Source organism: Flavobacterium arabinosi (genome assembly GCF_048158725.1).
Lineage (GTDB): Bacteria > Bacteroidota > Bacteroidia > Flavobacteriales > Flavobacteriaceae > Flavobacterium > Flavobacterium arabinosi.
The window spans coordinates 81,249-98,141 of sequence record NZ_JBLNKX010000004.1; the positions used below are offsets into that span (position 1 = coordinate 81,249).

General features: G+C 34.4%; 18 protein-coding genes. 10 read left to right on the forward strand and 8 right to left on the reverse strand.

What is annotated here, in order from left to right:
• Positions 1-91: 91 nt before the first annotated feature.
• On the forward strand, positions 92-631 hold the full coding sequence (locus tag ACM55K_RS09545; RefSeq protein ID WP_416850009.1) for a YceI family protein: 540 nt from the start codon (positions 92-94) through the stop codon (positions 629-631).
• A gap of 2 nt (positions 632-633) precedes the next feature.
• Here the strand turns inward: ACM55K_RS09545 and ACM55K_RS09550 are convergent, their stop codons facing one another.
• Complete coding sequence (locus ACM55K_RS09550) at positions 634-1,548, reverse strand: TIGR01777 family oxidoreductase (protein ID WP_416850010.1); 915 nt, start codon at positions 1,546-1,548, stop codon at positions 634-636.
• A gap of 119 nt (positions 1,549-1,667) precedes the next feature.
• Here ACM55K_RS09550 and ACM55K_RS09555 point away from each other — a divergent pair, with 119 nt between their 5' ends.
• The 9 genes from ACM55K_RS09555 to ACM55K_RS09595 all read left to right on the forward strand — a co-directional run bounded on the left by ACM55K_RS09555 (position 1,668) and on the right by ACM55K_RS09595 (position 10,035).
• The gene (locus ACM55K_RS09555; RefSeq protein WP_416850011.1) at positions 1,668-2,327 is read left to right on the forward strand and encodes a TetR family transcriptional regulator C-terminal domain-containing protein; all 660 of its coding nucleotides are present in this window, start codon (positions 1,668-1,670) and stop codon (positions 2,325-2,327) included.
• On the forward strand, positions 2,327-3,634 hold the full coding sequence (locus ACM55K_RS09560) for an ABC1 kinase family protein (RefSeq protein ID WP_416850012.1): 1,308 nt from the start codon (positions 2,327-2,329) through the stop codon (positions 3,632-3,634). The genes ACM55K_RS09555 and ACM55K_RS09560 overlap by 1 nt, the downstream gene beginning before the upstream one ends.
• A complete protein-coding gene (locus ACM55K_RS09565) occupies positions 3,634-3,768 on the forward strand; it encodes a DUF2256 domain-containing protein (RefSeq protein WP_416850013.1) in 135 nt (44 codons plus the stop codon). The genes ACM55K_RS09560 and ACM55K_RS09565 overlap by 1 nt, the downstream gene beginning before the upstream one ends.
• Positions 3,744-5,048, forward strand: coding sequence for a DASH family cryptochrome (locus ACM55K_RS09570; RefSeq protein WP_416850014.1), 1,305 nt, complete (start codon positions 3,744-3,746; stop codon positions 5,046-5,048). The genes ACM55K_RS09565 and ACM55K_RS09570 overlap by 25 nt, the downstream gene beginning before the upstream one ends.
• A gap of 7 nt (positions 5,049-5,055) precedes the next feature.
• The gene (locus ACM55K_RS09575; RefSeq protein ID WP_416850015.1) at positions 5,056-6,540 is read left to right on the forward strand and encodes a cryptochrome/deoxyribodipyrimidine photo-lyase family protein; all 1,485 of its coding nucleotides are present in this window, start codon (positions 5,056-5,058) and stop codon (positions 6,538-6,540) included.
• A gap of 54 nt (positions 6,541-6,594) precedes the next feature.
• Positions 6,595-6,879 (forward strand): TIGR03643 family protein, encoded by a 285-nt coding sequence (locus ACM55K_RS09580; protein WP_416850016.1) that lies wholly within the window; start codon positions 6,595-6,597, stop codon positions 6,877-6,879.
• Positions 6,880-6,963: 84 nt separating this feature from the next.
• On the forward strand, positions 6,964-7,647 hold the full coding sequence (locus ACM55K_RS09585) for an SDR family NAD(P)-dependent oxidoreductase (protein WP_416850017.1): 684 nt from the start codon (positions 6,964-6,966) through the stop codon (positions 7,645-7,647).
• 167 nt (positions 7,648-7,814) lie between these two features.
• Positions 7,815-8,426, forward strand: a complete 612-nt coding sequence (gene folE / locus ACM55K_RS09590) for a GTP cyclohydrolase I FolE (protein WP_416850018.1) — start codon at positions 7,815-7,817, stop codon at positions 8,424-8,426.
• Positions 8,427-8,616: 190 nt separating this feature from the next.
• Positions 8,617-10,035, forward strand: coding sequence for an SDR family oxidoreductase (locus ACM55K_RS09595; RefSeq protein WP_416850019.1), 1,419 nt, complete (start codon positions 8,617-8,619; stop codon positions 10,033-10,035).
• Between the two features lie 76 nt (positions 10,036-10,111).
• Here the strand turns inward: ACM55K_RS09595 and ACM55K_RS09600 are convergent, their stop codons facing one another.
• The 7 genes from ACM55K_RS09600 to ACM55K_RS09630 all read right to left on the reverse strand — a co-directional run bounded on the left by ACM55K_RS09600 (position 10,112) and on the right by ACM55K_RS09630 (position 16,800).
• The gene (locus ACM55K_RS09600; RefSeq protein WP_416850020.1) at positions 10,112-11,407 is read right to left on the reverse strand and encodes a cryptochrome/photolyase family protein; all 1,296 of its coding nucleotides are present in this window, start codon (positions 11,405-11,407) and stop codon (positions 10,112-10,114) included.
• Positions 11,407-11,868, reverse strand: a complete 462-nt coding sequence (locus ACM55K_RS09605) for an SRPBCC family protein (RefSeq protein ID WP_416850021.1) — start codon at positions 11,866-11,868, stop codon at positions 11,407-11,409. Before ACM55K_RS09605 ends, ACM55K_RS09600 begins: the two co-directional genes overlap by 1 nt.
• A 162-nt stretch (positions 11,869-12,030) precedes the next feature.
• On the reverse strand, positions 12,031-12,471 hold the full coding sequence (locus ACM55K_RS09610) for a sterol desaturase family protein (RefSeq protein WP_416850022.1): 441 nt from the start codon (positions 12,469-12,471) through the stop codon (positions 12,031-12,033).
• A gap of 47 nt (positions 12,472-12,518) precedes the next feature.
• Complete coding sequence (locus ACM55K_RS09615; RefSeq protein WP_416850023.1) at positions 12,519-13,358, reverse strand: phytoene/squalene synthase family protein; 840 nt, start codon at positions 13,356-13,358, stop codon at positions 12,519-12,521.
• A 2-nt stretch (positions 13,359-13,360) separates the two neighbouring features.
• Positions 13,361-14,830: a phytoene desaturase family protein gene (locus tag ACM55K_RS09620; RefSeq protein WP_416850024.1), complete on the reverse strand. Its 1,470-nt coding sequence runs from the start codon at positions 14,828-14,830 to the stop codon at positions 13,361-13,363.
• Positions 14,831-14,866: 36 nt separating this feature from the next.
• The gene (locus tag ACM55K_RS09625) at positions 14,867-15,763 is read right to left on the reverse strand and encodes a MerR family transcriptional regulator (RefSeq protein WP_416850025.1); all 897 of its coding nucleotides are present in this window, start codon (positions 15,761-15,763) and stop codon (positions 14,867-14,869) included.
• Positions 15,764-15,837: 74 nt separating this feature from the next.
• Positions 15,838-16,800 carry an ion channel gene (locus ACM55K_RS09630; protein ID WP_416850026.1) on the reverse strand — a complete coding sequence of 321 codons (963 nt, stop codon included), beginning with the start codon at positions 16,798-16,800 and terminating at the stop codon, positions 15,838-15,840.
• Positions 16,801-16,893 lie beyond the last annotated feature (93 nt).

Below are 16,893 nucleotides of genomic sequence, written 5' to 3' on the forward strand. Positions count from 1 at the left end.
TAAGTTTATATTAATGCGATTATTTATCATTAATCGTAAACTTATTTCCTTGAAATTTCGTAACTTTAAGTAGTTTAATTCATAAATGATTATGAAAAAAATTACGCTCCTTTACCTAATTTTTATAGCTAATGCTGCTGTTGCACAAGAAAAAATGACTACTGATAAAGGAATCATCTATTTTGAGGCTTCAGTTCCTTTCTTTGAAGAAGTAAAAGCAATAAATAAAAAAACAGCCTGCGTTTTGATTACCAAAACTGGAGAGATAACCTGTTTTGCTATCATCAAAAATTTTCAATTTGAAAGAAGTTTGATGGAGGAACATTTTAACGAAAATTACATGCAGAGTCATCGATATCCTAAAGCCGTTTTCAAAGGCAGAATTGAGAAATTTGATCTGAAAAATATTGACTCAAATGCAACTGAATATCAAATTACAGGGAAAATTACCATGCATGGAAAATCAAAAAAAATCATAGTATTGGGTACAATCAAAAAGGGAGTTCAAGGAATCGAATTAAATACTAATTTTCCATTAAATACCGATGATTTCAAAATCGAAATTCCCTTTATCGTGCGCAGTAAAGTATCTAAAAACGTGAATACACAGCTTTATTGTGTTTTACAATAAAGCTATTTAGTTAAACAATTCCTAAGAGCCCCCTCCAAGTTTTTGTATTTAAACTGGAATCCTAATTTTTCCAGTTTTTCTGATGACACTCTTCGTCCGTATAATACAATTTTAGACATTTCTCCCAATGCAAATTTTAACACAAATTCGGGTACATTGGGCAACCAAATCGAGTAACCCAAAACTCGCGCCAATGTTTTAGAAAAAATTGCATTGTTTGTATTGTCATTTACGGCTGCATTATAAGGTCCATTCATTTCCTCATTTACAACAGCCTCAAGATATACATGACACAAATCATCGACATGTATCCACGGCATGTATTGCTTTCCGGATCCTAATACTGAACCCAATCGATACTTAAATATAGGAATCAGTTTCTTTAAAAAACCATCATTTTTTCCTAATACTAATCCCGTTCGGATTTTTACCGTACGAATATGCAAGTTTTCAATAAAATCTATTCCATTTTCCCATTTTTGACACGTAGAACCTAGAAAGTCATGAGCCAAAGGTGTTTCTTCCGTACAGATTTCTTCACCATTCACAGCGCCATAAATCCCAACTGCAGAAGCAGAAATAAAGGCATCCAGTTTTTTATTGTTTTTCTTCAAAACAGAATAAATCAATTGTGTTGACTTTTCTCTACTGTCAACAATAGCTAATTTACGTTTAGCAGTCCATCTTTTTTCAGCGATATTTTCACCCGCTAAATGGATTACGTAATCCGCATTTAGTACTGACGCTTCATCAATCGTTTGATTGGAAACATCCCATTTAAAATAAGAAATATCGGTTGTGTTTTTTTTATCACTTCGACTCAATATAGAAACTGAGAATCCTTTCTCAATTAATAAATCAGTTAAGTGCTTACCGATAAATCCTGAACCTCCGCTTATTAATATATTTTTTTTCATAACAAAACAAATCTAATCATTTTGAGCCACATAAACATTAACATTAATTTTTGTTTAACATTATTAGATTTTAGTTAAACATTCATTATCTTTATACTCTAATTTGAAATACATCAAAAATGGCTACTAAAAAATCAACAATAACAAAAGAGAAAATAGTTTCTATGTATATGAATTATACATTGGAAAATAATGACAAACCGAAATCCGTTTATAATTTCACGAAACTGAACAATTTTTCAGAAGCTGAATTTTACAACTTTTTCGGAACCATGGAAAGTGTAGAGAAAGAAATCTTCAAAATGTTTCTAGAAAAAACGGTCGAATTACTTCAAAAGAACCAAGACTATGAAACCTATGATATGAAAAGTAAAATGCTGAGTTTTAACTTTACTTTCTTTGAATTATTGTCTGCTAACAGAAGTTATGTGACCATGAGCTTGAAACAGCATCACAATGAGTTGAAAAATTTAATGCTGTTATCCAGTTTGAGAAGCAGTTTCAAAAACTATGTCGCAGGAATCATTTCAGATGAATACCGAATCAAACAGGAAAAATTTCAAAACTTTCAGGAAAAAGCAATTCAGGAAACGTCATGGATACAACTTTTATTGACCTTGAAATTTTGGCTGGAAGACTCCTCTCCTGCTTTCGAGAAAACAGACCTATATATAGAGAAGTCAATAAAAGCCACATTTGAATTGATGAATATCACACCGCTAGATAGCTTAATAGACTTTGGGAAATTTATTTTCAAAGAAAAAATACACAACAAATAATGAAAACCATAGACTATATCCCTACGTCAAAAATTGAAAGAGCTACCAAACTGGTGCAAACTGGTGCAAAAGTTGGTGTAAATTATCTCAAATATTACGGAGAAAAAATGGTTAATTCTGATTTGACTCGTGATAAACTCAACGAAGATAACGCAGAAGACATCTACGACGGACTGAAAAGTTTGAAAGGAAGCGCGCTCAAAGTAGCGCAAATGCTAAGTATGGACAAAAGCTTTTTGCCACAGGCTTATGTAGAAAAATTTTCTCTTTCACAGTTTTCCGTTCCCCCACTTTCGGCTCCATTAGTATTGAAAACGTTCAAGACGAATTTTGGAAAAACACCTTATGAAATTTTTGACGAGTTCAATGCGAATTCCGTTAATGCTGCAAGTATCGGGCAAGTTCATGTTGCAGTAAAAAATGGCAAAAAATTGGCGGTAAAAATTCAATATCCTGGCGTTGCCAATAGTATTTCATCTGATTTGGCTTTGGTGAAACCAATAGCGATTCGAATGTTTAACCTTCAAGGGAAAGATTCTGATAAGTATTTCAAGGAAGTCGAAGACAAATTGATTGAGGAAACCAATTATTTATTGGAATTAAAACAAAGCCAAGAAGTGGTTGAAGCCTGCAAAAAGATTGAAAATTTAGTTTTCCCAAATTACTATCCAAAATTTTCATCCGAGAAGATTATCACGATGGATTGGATGACAGGAATTCACCTTTCGGAATTTACCAATAAAAATGACAATCAAGAAATCGCGGACAAAATTGGTCAGGCATTGTGGGATTTCTATATGTATCAAATTCATATTTTAAGGAAAGTACATGCTGATCCGCATCCGGGAAATTTCTTGGTAAACGATGAAAACCAATTAGTGGCATTGGATTTTGGTTGTATGAAACAAATTCCTAATGACTTCTACATTCCTTATTTCGAATTAATAAACAAAGAAGTGATTGACAACAAGAAACTTTTTAGCCAAAAATTATTCGAATTAGAAATCCTTAGAGTGGATGACTCCAAAGAGGAAGTGGAATATTTCACTCAAATGTTTTACGATTTATTATCGCTGTTCACCAAACCTTTTCAAACCGAAAATTTTGATTTCTCGGACGCAGCATTTTTTGAAAGCATCGCACAATTGGGCGAACGATTCTCAAAAGATACTAATCTTAGAAAAATGAACGGTAATCGAGGTTCCAAACATTTCATTTATATGAATAGAACCTTTTTTGGATTATACAATTTGATGTTTGATTTGAAAGCGACGATTGTTGTCAATGAATATCAAAAATACAACTAGTGAAAAAGGAAAATCTGCCTTCAAAAATGTGTTTGGTTTGTAACCGACCTTTTAGCTGGCGGAAAAAATGGGAAAAGGTTTGGGAGGAAGTCAAATATTGTAGTGAAAAATGCAAAAGAAACAAAAAGGGTTAGTTTGGTTTAGAAATGATCTTAGAGTCCATGATAATGAATCTTTGACAAATGCTATTGTTGAAAATGATTCTGTAATTGCGGTGTATTGTTTTGATCCAAGGCATTTTGAACAAACAAGATTTGGTTTTAAGAAAACAGAAAAATTCCGAGCTAAATTCCTAATTGAATCGGTAACAGCATTGAAACAAAATCTGGAAAAATTAAATATTCCGCTTTTGGTTTATCACCAAAAACCAGAAGATTGCATTCCGGAAATTATTGCTCAAAATGGAATCAATTCTGTTTACTTCCAAGAAGAATGGACGAGTGAGGAAATGGAAGTTTTAGAGAACCTAAAAGCTAAAGTTCCGGATTCAGTATCGTTCAAAGCGACTTACAATCAGTTCTTATTTCATCCTGCAACTATTCCGTTTGACATTCCATCGATTCCAAATGTTTTTACACAATTCAGGAATCAGTGTGAAAAATTAGCAACCGTCAGACCTGAATTTGCAGTTCAACCGCTGTCTAAAGAAAATGGGATCACGAATGAAACTGTTATTCCCACGATGGAAACATTAGGGTTCAGTGATTTCGAAATGGATTCCAGAACGGCTTTTCCGTTTCGTGGTGGTGAAAACCAAGCATTGAAAAGGTTGCAAAATTATTTTTGGGAAACCAAAAAACTAAGCGTTTATAAATTAACCCGTAATGGATTAATTGGAGCTGATTTTAGTTCGAAATTTTCTCCTTGGTTGGCAAACGGTTCAATTTCGGCGAAGACTATTTATTGGGAAATTGTTAAATACGAACAACAAATTGGGAAAAATGAATCAACGTATTGGTTGATTTTTGAACTGATTTGGAGAGATTATTTTAAATACGTTTCGATGAAAAACGGGAATTCGTTTTTCAAAATTGGAGGGATTTTAGATAAAAAATACGATTGGAAAAACAATCTATCTGCCATAAACAATTGGATCAACGGCACTACTGAAGAGCCTTTTGTAAATGCTAATATGATTGAATTGCAACAAACGGGCTGGATGAGCAATCGCGGCAGACAAAATGTAGCGTCTTATTTTGCAAAGAATCTTTTGTTAGACTGGCGCATAGGAGCCGCGTATTTTGAAGCGATGCTTATTGATTACGATGTACACAGCAATTACGGAAATTGGATGTATGTTTCAGGAGTTGGCAACGACCCAAGAGATCGAAAATTTAATATTAAGTTACAAGCTGCCAATTATGACGGACAATCAAAATTCCAGAAATTATGGTTGCAACAACAATTATTTTAAAAATTAAATGAATACAAACAAGAAACATATCAATGTGGTTTGGTTTAAAAGGGACCTCCGTTTACAGGATAGCGAAGCGATTTTTAATGCCACAAAAACAGATACACCCACTTTGTTGCTTTATGTATTCGAAAAATCGTTAGAAAACGATTCGCACTACAGTCCGAGACACTGGAATTTCATCAAGCAATCGCTTCTAGACATCAATAAACAACTGGAACAATCGAATACGCACGTTTTAGCGGTGTCCTCAGAGGTGCTGCAAGTACTCAATACCATACAAGAAATATATAAAATAGACACGGTTTTTTCGCATCAGGAAACGGGTTTAAAAATTACGTATGAAAGAGATAAAACCTTCAAACGATTTTGCAAAAACAATCAAATTCATTGGGTTGAAAACACCAATAACGGCATTTTCAGAGCGTTAAAAAACAGAACGGATTGGGTTTCAAAATGGGAAAAATACATGAATGAACCTCAATTTATCTTTGATTCAAAAGCAGAAAATTTCCTCAATACGGAAGCAATAACCGAACTCGAAAAAGCATTGGAAAAGACAAATTTAGAAACTATTCCGGACACTGTTTTTCAAAAAGGCGGCAGTACAATGGCTGGAAAGTATTTGCAAAACTTCTTTGACGAGCGCTATCATAATTATAGCTCCCATATTTCGAAACCTTTATTGGCTCGAAGAAGTTGCAGCAGATTATCACCCTACATTGCTTGGGGAAATTTATCCTCCAGACAAGTTTTGCAAAAAGCGGCCACGTTCAGATTAACCTGTAGCCATAAAAAGCAAATTGATTCTTTTATATCCAGATTGACTTGGCAGGCACATTTCATTCAAAAATTTGAAATGGAAGAGATCATGGAGTTTGAAAGTGTCAATAAAGGTTTTCATTCGTTGAAAAAGAAAGTCAATGAAAATTATATTGATGCCTGGAAAACGGGACAAACGGGATTTCCATTAATCGATGCTTCCATGCGTTGCTTGAATGAAACCGGTTATTTGAACTTTCGAATGCGGGCGATGTTAGTGTCCTTTTTTACGCATAATTTATGGCAGCCTTGGCAGGAAGCAACGCAACATTTATCACAAATGTTTCTGGATTTTGAACCCGGAATTCATTTTCCACAGTTGCAAATGCAGGCTGGTGAAACCGGAATCAATATGTTGCGTATCTATAATCCAATAAAGAACAGTTACGAACACGATCCTGATGGAGAATTTATAAAAAAATGGGTGCCGGAATTGCGCAATTTGCCACGAGCTTTTGTACATGAACCGTATAAAATGACTTATTTAGACCAGAAGTTTAATGATTTTGAAGTAGGCATCAATTATCCGAAACCAATTGTAAATATGGAACGAACGAGGAAATTTGCCAGTGATTTTTTATGGAAAATGAAAAAGAATCCATTGGTAAAAGAGGAAAGTTTCCGCATATTAAAGTTGCACACCATGGCTGATATTGGGGACAGTGAATAATTTTTCAATAGCAATCTCAAAAAATCAATAGCAATTTTAAATAAATAAAATATCGTGACTATAAAAAAAGAACTTACTGATGTAGACAAAGACCGAATCATAGAAATGGCTTGGGAAGACCGAACCACTTTTGATTCGATTTTAATGCAATTTGGACTAAAAGAACAAGAAGTAATCGACTTGATGCGCATCGAAATGAAACCTTCGAGCTTTAGAATGTGGCGTGAAAGAGTGCAAGGACGTAAAACAAAACATGAAAAATTAAGGCATTTTCGGGAAGGTCGTTTTAAATGTACGATGCAAAGACAAATTAACAATAACAAGATTTCGAAAAGATAGCGTATTGTTTTTAAGATTACAGGTTTGAGGTTTCAGATTAAAAATAAAGAAAATAGATTTTAAATAACTGATTGAATAATAAAAATGAAAAACATAGTAATCATTGGTGGTAGTAAAGGAATTGGCAAAGCTATTTTGTTGCAACAATTAGAGACAAACTTTGTCTACAACATTAGCCGAAATGCGCCAGATATCACGCATCGCAATCTGAAACACTTTTCTGCAGATGTATTGCAGGATTCGCTTCCGGAAATTGAGGCTATAGACACCGTGATTTATTGTCCGGGTTCCATCAATTTGAAACCCATAGGAAGTCTTACCATAGATGATTTCAGGAATGATTTTGAAATTAATGTCATTGGCGCTGTTAAAGCGATTCAGAAATATTTACCTGTTTTAAAAAAGGGAACTAATCCATCGATTGTTTTGTTTAGCACGGTAGCCGCAAAATTAGGAATGCCGTTTCATGCTAGTATTGCTACCGCAAAAGCAGGAGTTGAAGGATTAGTGAAATCGCTGGGAGCAGAATTGGCATCGGTAGTACGCATCAATGCCATTGCTCCCACGATTACCGAAACGTCACTTGCAGCAGGTATTTTGAGAAATGATCGAATGAAAGAAAATATGGTGGAACGCCACCCGATGAAAGGCTATTTGAAACCAGAAGAAGTAGCTAGTATGACTGGCTTCCTGATTTCGGAAAATGCGAAATCAATTTCTGGTCAAGTATTCGAAATGGATTATGGAATAGTGACTTTTAAAATTTAGATATAAATTACACGCTATCAGATAAAGTTTATTTCACCATTAAGGAATGAAGTTTATTAAGAAATAATGTTTAATTTTTCTTAATTCCTTAATGGTTTATAAAAAAAATGTTTTAAAAATATCCAATAAAATAATTAGCCAAACTTAATATTGAAATACAGCATACCATGATAAAAGAAATGAAAAGTTACGAGAAAATTGAACAATACGACACTGAAATAACAGAATCGTTAGCTGATAATTACAGAGTAATAATTGAAAATTTAGGGGAAGATGTTAACAGAGAGGGCCTTGAAAAAACACCGGAACGTGTGGCCAAAGCGATGCAATATTTGACTCATGGCTACGGATTAGATCCACTAGAGATACTAAAATCAGCGATGTTTACTGAAGAACATAAACAAATGATTGTGGTAAAAGACATCGAAGTATATTCGATGTGTGAACACCATATGTTGCCGTTTTTTGGAAAAGCACATGTCGCTTACATTCCAAATGGTAAAATTGTAGGTTTAAGTAAAATACCAAGAGTCGTGGATGCTTTTGCCAGAAGAATGCAAGTGCAGGAACGATTGACGGACCAGATTAAAAATTGTATTCAGGACGCTTTGAATCCACTTGGTGTAGCGGTTGTGATTGAAGCGCAACACATGTGCATGCAAATGCGAGGGATTCAAAAACAAAATTCGGTTACCACGACTTCTTCTTTTACAGGAGCTTTCGAAAAAGATAAAACCAGAAAAGAATTTATCAGTTTAGTTTCTAATAAATTGAGTTAATTTTAATTACTTATTTGTTCATTCGAAATGTTTTTTATTAGCTAAAAATAGAACACAGATTACACGGATTAAACAGATTATTACAGATCCTTTGATTGATTAATTTTAAATTAGAGTTAATTCGTGTAATTCGTGGCAAAAAAAATTTAAGTATTATTTCGGACAAGCATAATTGTTTAAATACAAGATCATGAAAATTCTCTTAACAGGCGCAACAGGTTATATCGGGAAACGACTTTTGCCTATTCTGGTGGCACAAGGTCATGAAGTAATCTGTTGTGTGAGAGATAAAAATAGGTTTTATTGTCCCGTCGAATTTCAAAAAAGTGTCTCGGTAATTGAAGTCGATTTTCTGAAACAAGAAACATTGACAACCATTCCAGATGCTATTGATGCTGCTTATTATCTGATTCATTCCATGTCAGGAACGGCTGCTAATTTTGATGAATTAGAAAGTTTATCGGCACTGAATTTTGTACAGCGCTTGAATGAAACCGAAGCAAAACAAGTTATTTATTTGAGCGGAATCATCAATGACAAATCGCTATCCAAACATTTATCATCGAGAAAAAAAGTAGAAGAAATTTTAAATATTGGAACTTTTGCCACGACAACTTTAAGAGCTGGAATTATTGTGGGTTCAGGTAGTGCATCGTTCGAAATCATACGGGATTTAGTGAATAAACTTCCTATTATGATAACTCCAAAGTGGCTGAATACCAAATGTCAGCCAATTGCAATTCCGGATGTTCTTGATTTTTTATCCAAATCATTATTAAATCCGCTAACCTACAATCAGAGTTTTGACATTGGCGGGCCGGATATTTTAACTTATAAAGAAATGCTTTTGGGTTTTGCGGAGGCTAAAAAACTAAAGCGATGGATATTTACCATTCCTATAATGACGCCAAAATTATCCTCGTATTGGTTGTATTTTGTAACCTCAACATCCTATAGACTTGCGTCAGCACTGGTCAGCAGCATGAAAGTCGAAGTTGTTTGCAGCGATAACAGAATCAATACTTTATTGAATGTTACGCCTATGTCCTACAAACAAGCACTTTCCCGAGCTTTGATAAAAGTAGACGAGGACAAAGTAGCTTCAAGCTGGAAAGATTCGTTGGTCAGCGGACGTTTTAGCAGCAATATGTCGGAATATTTAAAGGTTCCAAAAAAGGATTGCTACATCGACCGACGTAAAATGGAAATCTTAGACCGAGATTTTACCATCAGTAGAATATGGTCCATCGGTGGTGACACGGGTTGGTATTATGGCGATTGGTTGTGGAATTTACGTGGTTTTATAGACAAATTATACGGTGGCGTAGGTTCCAGAAGAGGACGAACAAACCGACATGATATTCATTCTGGGGATGCTTTAGATTTTTGGCGCGTTTTGTATGCCAATAAAGAAGAGGGAAAATTAATCTTATTTGCCGAAATGAAATTACCAGGTGAAGCTTGGTTAGAATTTAAAATCATCAATAATACTTTGTATCAAGCGGCGACTTTTAGACCGAGAGGAATTTGGGGAAAATTATACTGGTATTCCGTTTTGCCGTTTCATGGATTTATTTTCGAAGGAATGTTGAAGAAATTGATTCAGTAATTTTTTTAAACATATAAGTTATATAAGTTTTTAGGTTATGTCTTAAAACTTATATGACTTATATGTTCAAATCCTTTTACTTCAAAATTCCGGCTTTGTACGTAGCAATCGCTCTGTCTCTGGCCATAGCGTGCTCAACCATTGGTTTTCCGTAACCTAAATCGAATTCTTTAATCCATTTTCGGATGTAAATTCCTTTTTCATCGAATTTTTTTTGTTGAATCTCCGGATTGAAAACTCGGAAATAAGGAGCTGCATCACAACCGGTTCCTGCAGCCCATTGCCAGTTTCCAACATTGGCAGACAATTCGTAATCCAGTAATTTTTCAGCAAAATAAGCTTCTCCCCATTGCCATTGAATCAATAAATGCTTGCAGAGAAAACTCGCCACCACCATGCGGACTCTGTTGTGCATGTATCCCGTTTCATTGAGTTGACGCATTCCGGCATCAACCATAGGATAACCAGTAGTTCCCGAACACCAGCGCTTGAAATCTTCTTCGTTATTGCGCCACTGAATCCCATCATACGCTGATTTGAAGTTTTGTGTAACGACTTTTGGGAAACTGAATAAAATTTGCATGAAGAATTCCCTCCAAATCAGCTCACTCAAAAAAACATCATTTTTATGGAATGCCCAATTGACTAATTTCCTGACGCTTACTGTTCCAAAACGTAAATGTGGTGAGAGATAAGAAGTTTTATCCAAAGCTGGAAAATCTCTTATATCTTGATAATTTGCAATGAATTTTAAATTATGCGGCTTTACTTTTATAGGACTTTCTTCGAAACCTATTTGTTCCAAAGTTGGAAAAACAAAGTCACTTTTATAGAAATTAGAAAACATATCCGTGGCATCGTATTCTATAACCGGAGCCATTGATTTGTATTTTTCTAGCCATTTATTTTTAAAAGGAGTGTAAACCGTGTACGGCAATCCATCGGCTTTTGTGATTTCTTTTTCTTCGAAAATAACTTGGTCTTTAAAAGAAAAGGAAATGGTATTGTTTGCTTCCAACATTTCACAAATACCGGTGTCACGTTGTATGGCGTATGGTTCGTAATCTTTGTTGAAGAAAACTTCCTTGACATCGAATTCTTCTAAAAGTGACTGCCAAACGTCAATAGTTTTTCCTTTTTTTACCAAAAGTGAACTTCCTATTTCTTGCAATTGAGCATTAATTTTTGAAAGTGATTCATGAATGAAACCTACTCTGGCATCGTTTTTTGGCAAACTGTCTAAAATGGAATCATCAAAAATAAACAACGGAATAACAGGATATTTAGATTTCAAAGCATGGACTAATCCAACATTATCTTCTAAACGTAAATCGCGTCTGAACCAAAAAAAAGATACTTCTTGCTTAGCCATTATTTAGAATTAAACATTTTATCCACCATAACACGTCTGTGATCAAAAATAGTTTTCAATTTATTTTTTACGACAAGTGTATTCATAATGCGACCAATGAAACCTAAAGGCAACGCATAATGAACCAAATCGGTCATTTTTACTCCGTTTTCAGTAGCTTCGAAAAAGTGTTTGTGATGCCACAGCGCGTAAGGTCCAAAACGTTGTTCGTCGATAAAATAACTATTCTCTTTTACGAATGTGATTTCAGTAACCCAAGGCAATTTCAAACCCAAAAGCGGCGACACTTTGTATTGTATAATTTGCCCTGCGTACATGGATTTATTATCGAAATCAGTGATTTCGAAACCCATTGTTTCCGGTGTGATTTTTTGAAGATTACTTGGACTGGAAAAAAAAGCCCAACATTCTTCTAAACTTGCATTTACATGCTGAACGGTTTCTTTTTTATAGAGTTTCATGGGTGATACTTGTTATTTTTAATCGGAAATTGAATTGAACTACAGGTTGCGTGAGGGATGGCAGTGGAGCTCTTTTTATAGCTGGCTTTTTTGCCAGCTATAAAAAAGCGGGAACGTACAGCCCGACCCGATTTTTCATCGGGTCACGCCCAAATTAAATTATTAGATTTTATAGTATTTGAAAGGCACAAATAACATTCCGAAACACTCGCCGTGTTCCTTACCCAAATGTTTGTGATGTACTTTGTGGGCTTTTCGCAATCCTATTATATACTTGTTATTGGTGTTTTTGAACCACTTAAATCGTTGATGGATAAAGACATCGTGAATCATGAAATAACAGAATCCGTAAAATGTGATTCCGAGTCCAATGAAAAAAAGATAGTTCATCCCTCCTTCAACTCCAAAGTAAAAAAGAACGATGCTGGGAATGGCAAAAATCACAAAGAAAATGTCATTTCGTTCGAAAACATTAGCGTATTTAGGTTGGTGATGATCGGCATGAAAATACCACATCAAACCGTGCATAATGTATTTATGCGTAAGCCAGGTCACACATTCCATGAAAAGAAAAACACCTAAAAAGATTAAAAAGGAAATCATTATTTTGTTATTTATTTAAAATATAGGTTTTAAAAGTAAGCACTGTTTTATACTAATTTCAACTTGTAAGTTACAAAAGATTGCGCCAATAGCCCCGCTTTCGTATAATTTGAAACCCGAATTCTGGCATTCCCAATTTCATGACAAGGCGTGTTTTCTAATTTTTTCAAGAGTTTTTTATAATAGACAAATGCCGTGTAAACTCCAAATTTAGCTTCGATGGGCAGTTTCAGAATTCCTTGATATGCGACGTTAAAGTCTTCCTGAATTTCCTTTATAATCATTTTTTTGGCATTTTCATCGAATGAGTTCAAATCGACTCCCGGAAAGTAATTTCGGTTCAAAACCAGATTATCGTCCTTCAAATCTCTCAAAAAATTTACTTTTTGGAAAGCAGAACCCAATCGCATGGCTTCGTCTTTCAACTGCTCGTATTTATGGTCTTTTCCGGCTACAAAAACTTTAAGACACATCAATCCAACCACATCAGCAGAACCATAGATATATTCATCATATTCGGCTTTGTTATTGTAATCTGATTTTACTAAATCCAGTTTCATACTTTTCAAAAAAGATTGAATCAAGTCGTCAGTAATGTTGTATTTCTTAACCGTATGCTGAAAGGAATTCAAAATCGGGTTCAGACTTATCCCAGAATTATACGATTTGTAATATTCTTTTTCGAAATCATTAATCAATTCTTCCTTATCGAAACCGTGAAATGAATCGACAATTTCATCGGCAAAACGAACAAACCCATAGATGCTGTATATAGCATCCCTAATGATTGGCGAAAGCATGTATACCGCCAATGAAAATGAAGTACTGTAGTTTTTAGTAACCAGTTTACTGCATTTGAAAGAGACATCATCAAATAATTGCTTCATGGCTATTGTTCTAAAAATTGCTTATTTATTAATTCCGACACTAGTTTTCCTGAGATCAATGCGGGTGGAACTCCCGGTCCCGGAACGGTTAATTGTCCCGTGAAATATAGATTCTTTACTTTTTTACTTTTTAATTTTGGTCTTAAAAAAGCGGTCTGTAATAAGGTATTCGCCATTCCGTAGGCATTTCCTTTATACGAATTGTATTCTGAAACAAAATCATTTTTACAGAACGATTGCTTAAATATAATGTTATTTTTTACACTTTGTTGCGTTAAAGTTTCGAAACGATCCATTATTTTATTGAAATATTCTTCTCGTAATTCCTCTGTATCTGTGATTCCTGGTGCTAATGGAACGAGAAAAAAACCGGTTTCCATTCCTTCAGGCGCAGCCGTTGTATCAGTCAACGAAGGAAAGTTTGCATAAAACAATGGTTCCTTTGGCCACTGCGGTTCATCATAAATATCCTTGGCATGCTGATAAAAATCAACATCAAAAAACAAGGCGTGATGCGAAATATTTTCTATTTTTTTATCAAACCCTACATAGAACAATAATGACGAAGGCGCAAAAACACGACTGTCCCAATATTTCTCAGAATACGCGCGATGTTCCTTATCCAGTAATGTTTCGGTGTGATGATAATCCGCTCCGCTCAAAATCAAATCGGACGCAATTGTTTCGCCATTGACAACTATCGCCTTTGCCGTTTTATTCTCAACAATTATTTTTTCAATATTTGAATTCGTGTGAAACGTAACTCCTAACTCTCTTGCTAAACGTTCCATCGCACGAACTACATCGAACATTCCGGTTTTAGGATGCCAAGTTCCAAGACCAAAATCAGCATAATTCATAAAACTGTAAAACGATGGCGTGTCAGATGGTTTTGCTCCCAGAAATAATACTGGAAATTCCAATATCTGAATTAAACGCTCGTTCTTAAATTTCTTGCGGACCTCTTTACTGATGTTAGTAAAAAATTGTCCCACTTTTAAAGCGGTTTCCTTAGTTACCAATTCCAATGGTGAAACCCCGGGACGGTATACTAAATCTTTGATGGCAATATCATAATTGCTTTTGGCTTCGGCCATAAATTCATTTAGTACTTTACCACTTCCTTTTTCAATGGCTTCAAAAGCAAATATAATATCCGCTAAATTATCAGCAATTGCTATAAAATCATCTACACCATAATACACTCGATATGCCGGAGATAATTTTATAAGCTCATAGTAATCAGTTGTTTTTTTGTCAAAATCAGCAAAAAAACGTTCAAATACATCGGGCATCCAATACCAACTCGGTCCCATATCAAAGGTGAACCCCTCTCTTTTTAATTGTCTGGCTCTTCCGCCAATAGTGGCATTTTTCTCAAAAACAGTAACTTCATGACCACTTTTCGCCAAATAGCAAGAAGCTGCCAAAGCTGAAAATCCCGAACCTATAATTGTAATTTTTTTTTTCATTTGTTTAACAAATATACAAAAATATTAAACAAAAAATTAAATTCGGTCTATTAATTCTGAAATGGTATCGAAAATTGATATTTTATCAGAAAGTTCTTCCTTATTAATAAACTCAACCAATCGACCAGTGAACCATAACTCGGTGGTATCGTCTACTAATTCATCAGTCATTTTAGTCACATATTCATTTATGGAATCTCTATCAGGCTGAACGGTCAAGTAGGATATGAAAACAATCGAATTGAAATGTTTCTTTAAATCTTTCAAATTTTCAATTGGCATACTCTCTCCCAAGTAAATCGTTTTATATCCATTCAAAAGAATTTCATAATTCAAATACATCAATCCTAATTCATGTATTTCATTCATAGGAAGCGACAAAACAAACACCTTATCAAATTTGGTTTGTTTTAAAACCTGCAATTTTTCAGTATTAACCAGTAGTTTTTGCTTGACTAAATAACTGATAAAATGCTCGTGTGCCGGAGTAATTGTATCAGACTGCCATAACAATCCCAACTCATTCATCAAAGGAATAAAAACTTGATGAAAGATTTCCTTGAAGGATTTTTCGGCAATTAACCAATTATAGGTATTAAAAAACAACTCTTGATCAAAGTTCATCATTGCCATTTTAAAAGCACTGATAGCATGATTTTTGGCATTTTTTGTAGAAATAATTTCTCTTACAAGGGACGGTATTTTTTCTTGGGGATAAGTGGCAATTTTGGATATTTTATACCCGTAATCATGCAACAAAGTAATATTCAAAAGCTTTTGTAAGCTAGCCAAATCATACAACCGAATGTTAGTATCCGTACGCATTGGTTGAAGTATATCGTATCTTTTCTCCCAGATTCGTATAGTATGCGCTTTTATTCCAGAAAGATTTTCAAGATCTTTAATACTGAAAATACTTTTTATATTGTTCATTGTTTACGTAAATTTAATAAACAAATGTAAAATAATTTTTCTTATAAATTTGAAATAATCTGAAAACTCTTGTTTTATTCTAAAGTAACGCTGTCAAACGCATCCAATTTATCTAAATTCAGGATTGTTTTAGAATTATCAGTACTTCGGGCGTACATAGGTTCAAATTTTGCTCCATACACAACCTCATCAAAAGTATACGACGTTCGAATAGCAACCGTATTACTGAACATATCATCAAAGGTTTTTATAAAAACAAGGATTTCACCGTGAATATTTTCAAAATCTTCTTTAGTAAAATTATAAAGCGGACTGTTTTCGGTAATTGGGTGAACCAAAGTCCAGCTTAAGGTTAAAGCATTTATTTTATCCAATTCTAATTCCAAAGAGTAGAAATTATTGGTCCTTATACCATTTTCTTCAATGCTCATTCCAAGAGTCATTTTGGCTTCAGCATCAGTAAAATTTGTATTTTTAAAAGGTGAGGTTCTAATCATTAAACCTTTGATTTCTCCATAAGGTGAAATCAATGCATTATGCGAAAATTTTAAAAATGCTGTAGGTTTACTAAATCGCCCGAAGAATAAACCCGTAGCAATAGCAAAACTCAATAACCCAATTAATGCTTCGGCAGCAGAAACAAGACTTGCCATAAACCCTGATGGGCTAATATGCCCATACCCTACAGTGGTGAAAGTTTGAGCACTAAAAAAATAAGCTTGACCAAACTGTACCCAATCTGATCCTGAGGTATCAATACCATTTAAATACTCAATACCTATAACATAATAGATTAAGGCAAACAAAAAATTCATTCCAACATAAAATAACAATAGAATCGACATGAATTTCCATCTCGGCAAATCAATCATCGTATGATACCAACTGATGCGACGCAAAAGATGCATACCTCGTTTCTCTACATTGGCAGTACCGTTTTTATTGACAAAACGTCCCCCATAATTATTAGCATTCGTTCCAAAACCAGTATTCTTATCCGCTTTAGCTTTTATATTGATATTTTTCAAAGAGGCCATTTCATTTCAATTAGTTGTGAGGTAAAAATAGCTAAAAAAACAGCTTGAATTTTACTTTGTAAAGGGATATTTTTGGGACTTGTGGGTTAAAAC

Coding starts and splice junctions, on each gene's coding strand:
- ACM55K_RS09545 (WP_416850009.1), top strand. CDS start 92: ATGAAAAAAATTACGCTCCTTTACCTAATTTTTATAGCTAATGCTGCT.
- ACM55K_RS09550 (WP_416850010.1), bottom strand. CDS start 1,548: ATGAAAAAAAATATATTAATAAGCGGAGGTTCAGGATTTATCGGTAAG.
- ACM55K_RS09555 (WP_416850011.1), top strand. CDS start 1,668: ATGGCTACTAAAAAATCAACAATAACAAAAGAGAAAATAGTTTCTATG.
- ACM55K_RS09560 (WP_416850012.1), top strand. CDS start 2,327: ATGAAAACCATAGACTATATCCCTACGTCAAAAATTGAAAGAGCTACC.
- ACM55K_RS09570 (WP_416850014.1), top strand. CDS start 3,744: ATGCAAAAGAAACAAAAAGGGTTAGTTTGGTTTAGAAATGATCTTAGA.
- ACM55K_RS09575 (WP_416850015.1), top strand. CDS start 5,056: ATGAATACAAACAAGAAACATATCAATGTGGTTTGGTTTAAAAGGGAC.
- ACM55K_RS09585 (WP_416850017.1), top strand. CDS start 6,964: ATGAAAAACATAGTAATCATTGGTGGTAGTAAAGGAATTGGCAAAGCT.
- folE (WP_416850018.1), top strand. CDS start 7,815: ATGATAAAAGAAATGAAAAGTTACGAGAAAATTGAACAATACGACACT.
- ACM55K_RS09595 (WP_416850019.1), top strand. CDS start 8,617: ATGAAAATTCTCTTAACAGGCGCAACAGGTTATATCGGGAAACGACTT.
- ACM55K_RS09600 (WP_416850020.1), bottom strand. CDS start 11,407: ATGGCTAAGCAAGAAGTATCTTTTTTTTGGTTCAGACGCGATTTACGT.
- ACM55K_RS09605 (WP_416850021.1), bottom strand. CDS start 11,868: ATGAAACTCTATAAAAAAGAAACCGTTCAGCATGTAAATGCAAGTTTA.
- ACM55K_RS09610 (WP_416850022.1), bottom strand. CDS start 12,471: ATGATTTCCTTTTTAATCTTTTTAGGTGTTTTTCTTTTCATGGAATGT.
- ACM55K_RS09615 (WP_416850023.1), bottom strand. CDS start 13,358: ATGAAGCAATTATTTGATGATGTCTCTTTCAAATGCAGTAAACTGGTT.
- ACM55K_RS09620 (WP_416850024.1), bottom strand. CDS start 14,830: ATGAAAAAAAAAATTACAATTATAGGTTCGGGATTTTCAGCTTTGGCA.
- ACM55K_RS09625 (WP_416850025.1), bottom strand. CDS start 15,763: ATGAACAATATAAAAAGTATTTTCAGTATTAAAGATCTTGAAAATCTT.
- ACM55K_RS09630 (WP_416850026.1), bottom strand. CDS start 16,800: ATGGCCTCTTTGAAAAATATCAATATAAAAGCTAAAGCGGATAAGAAT.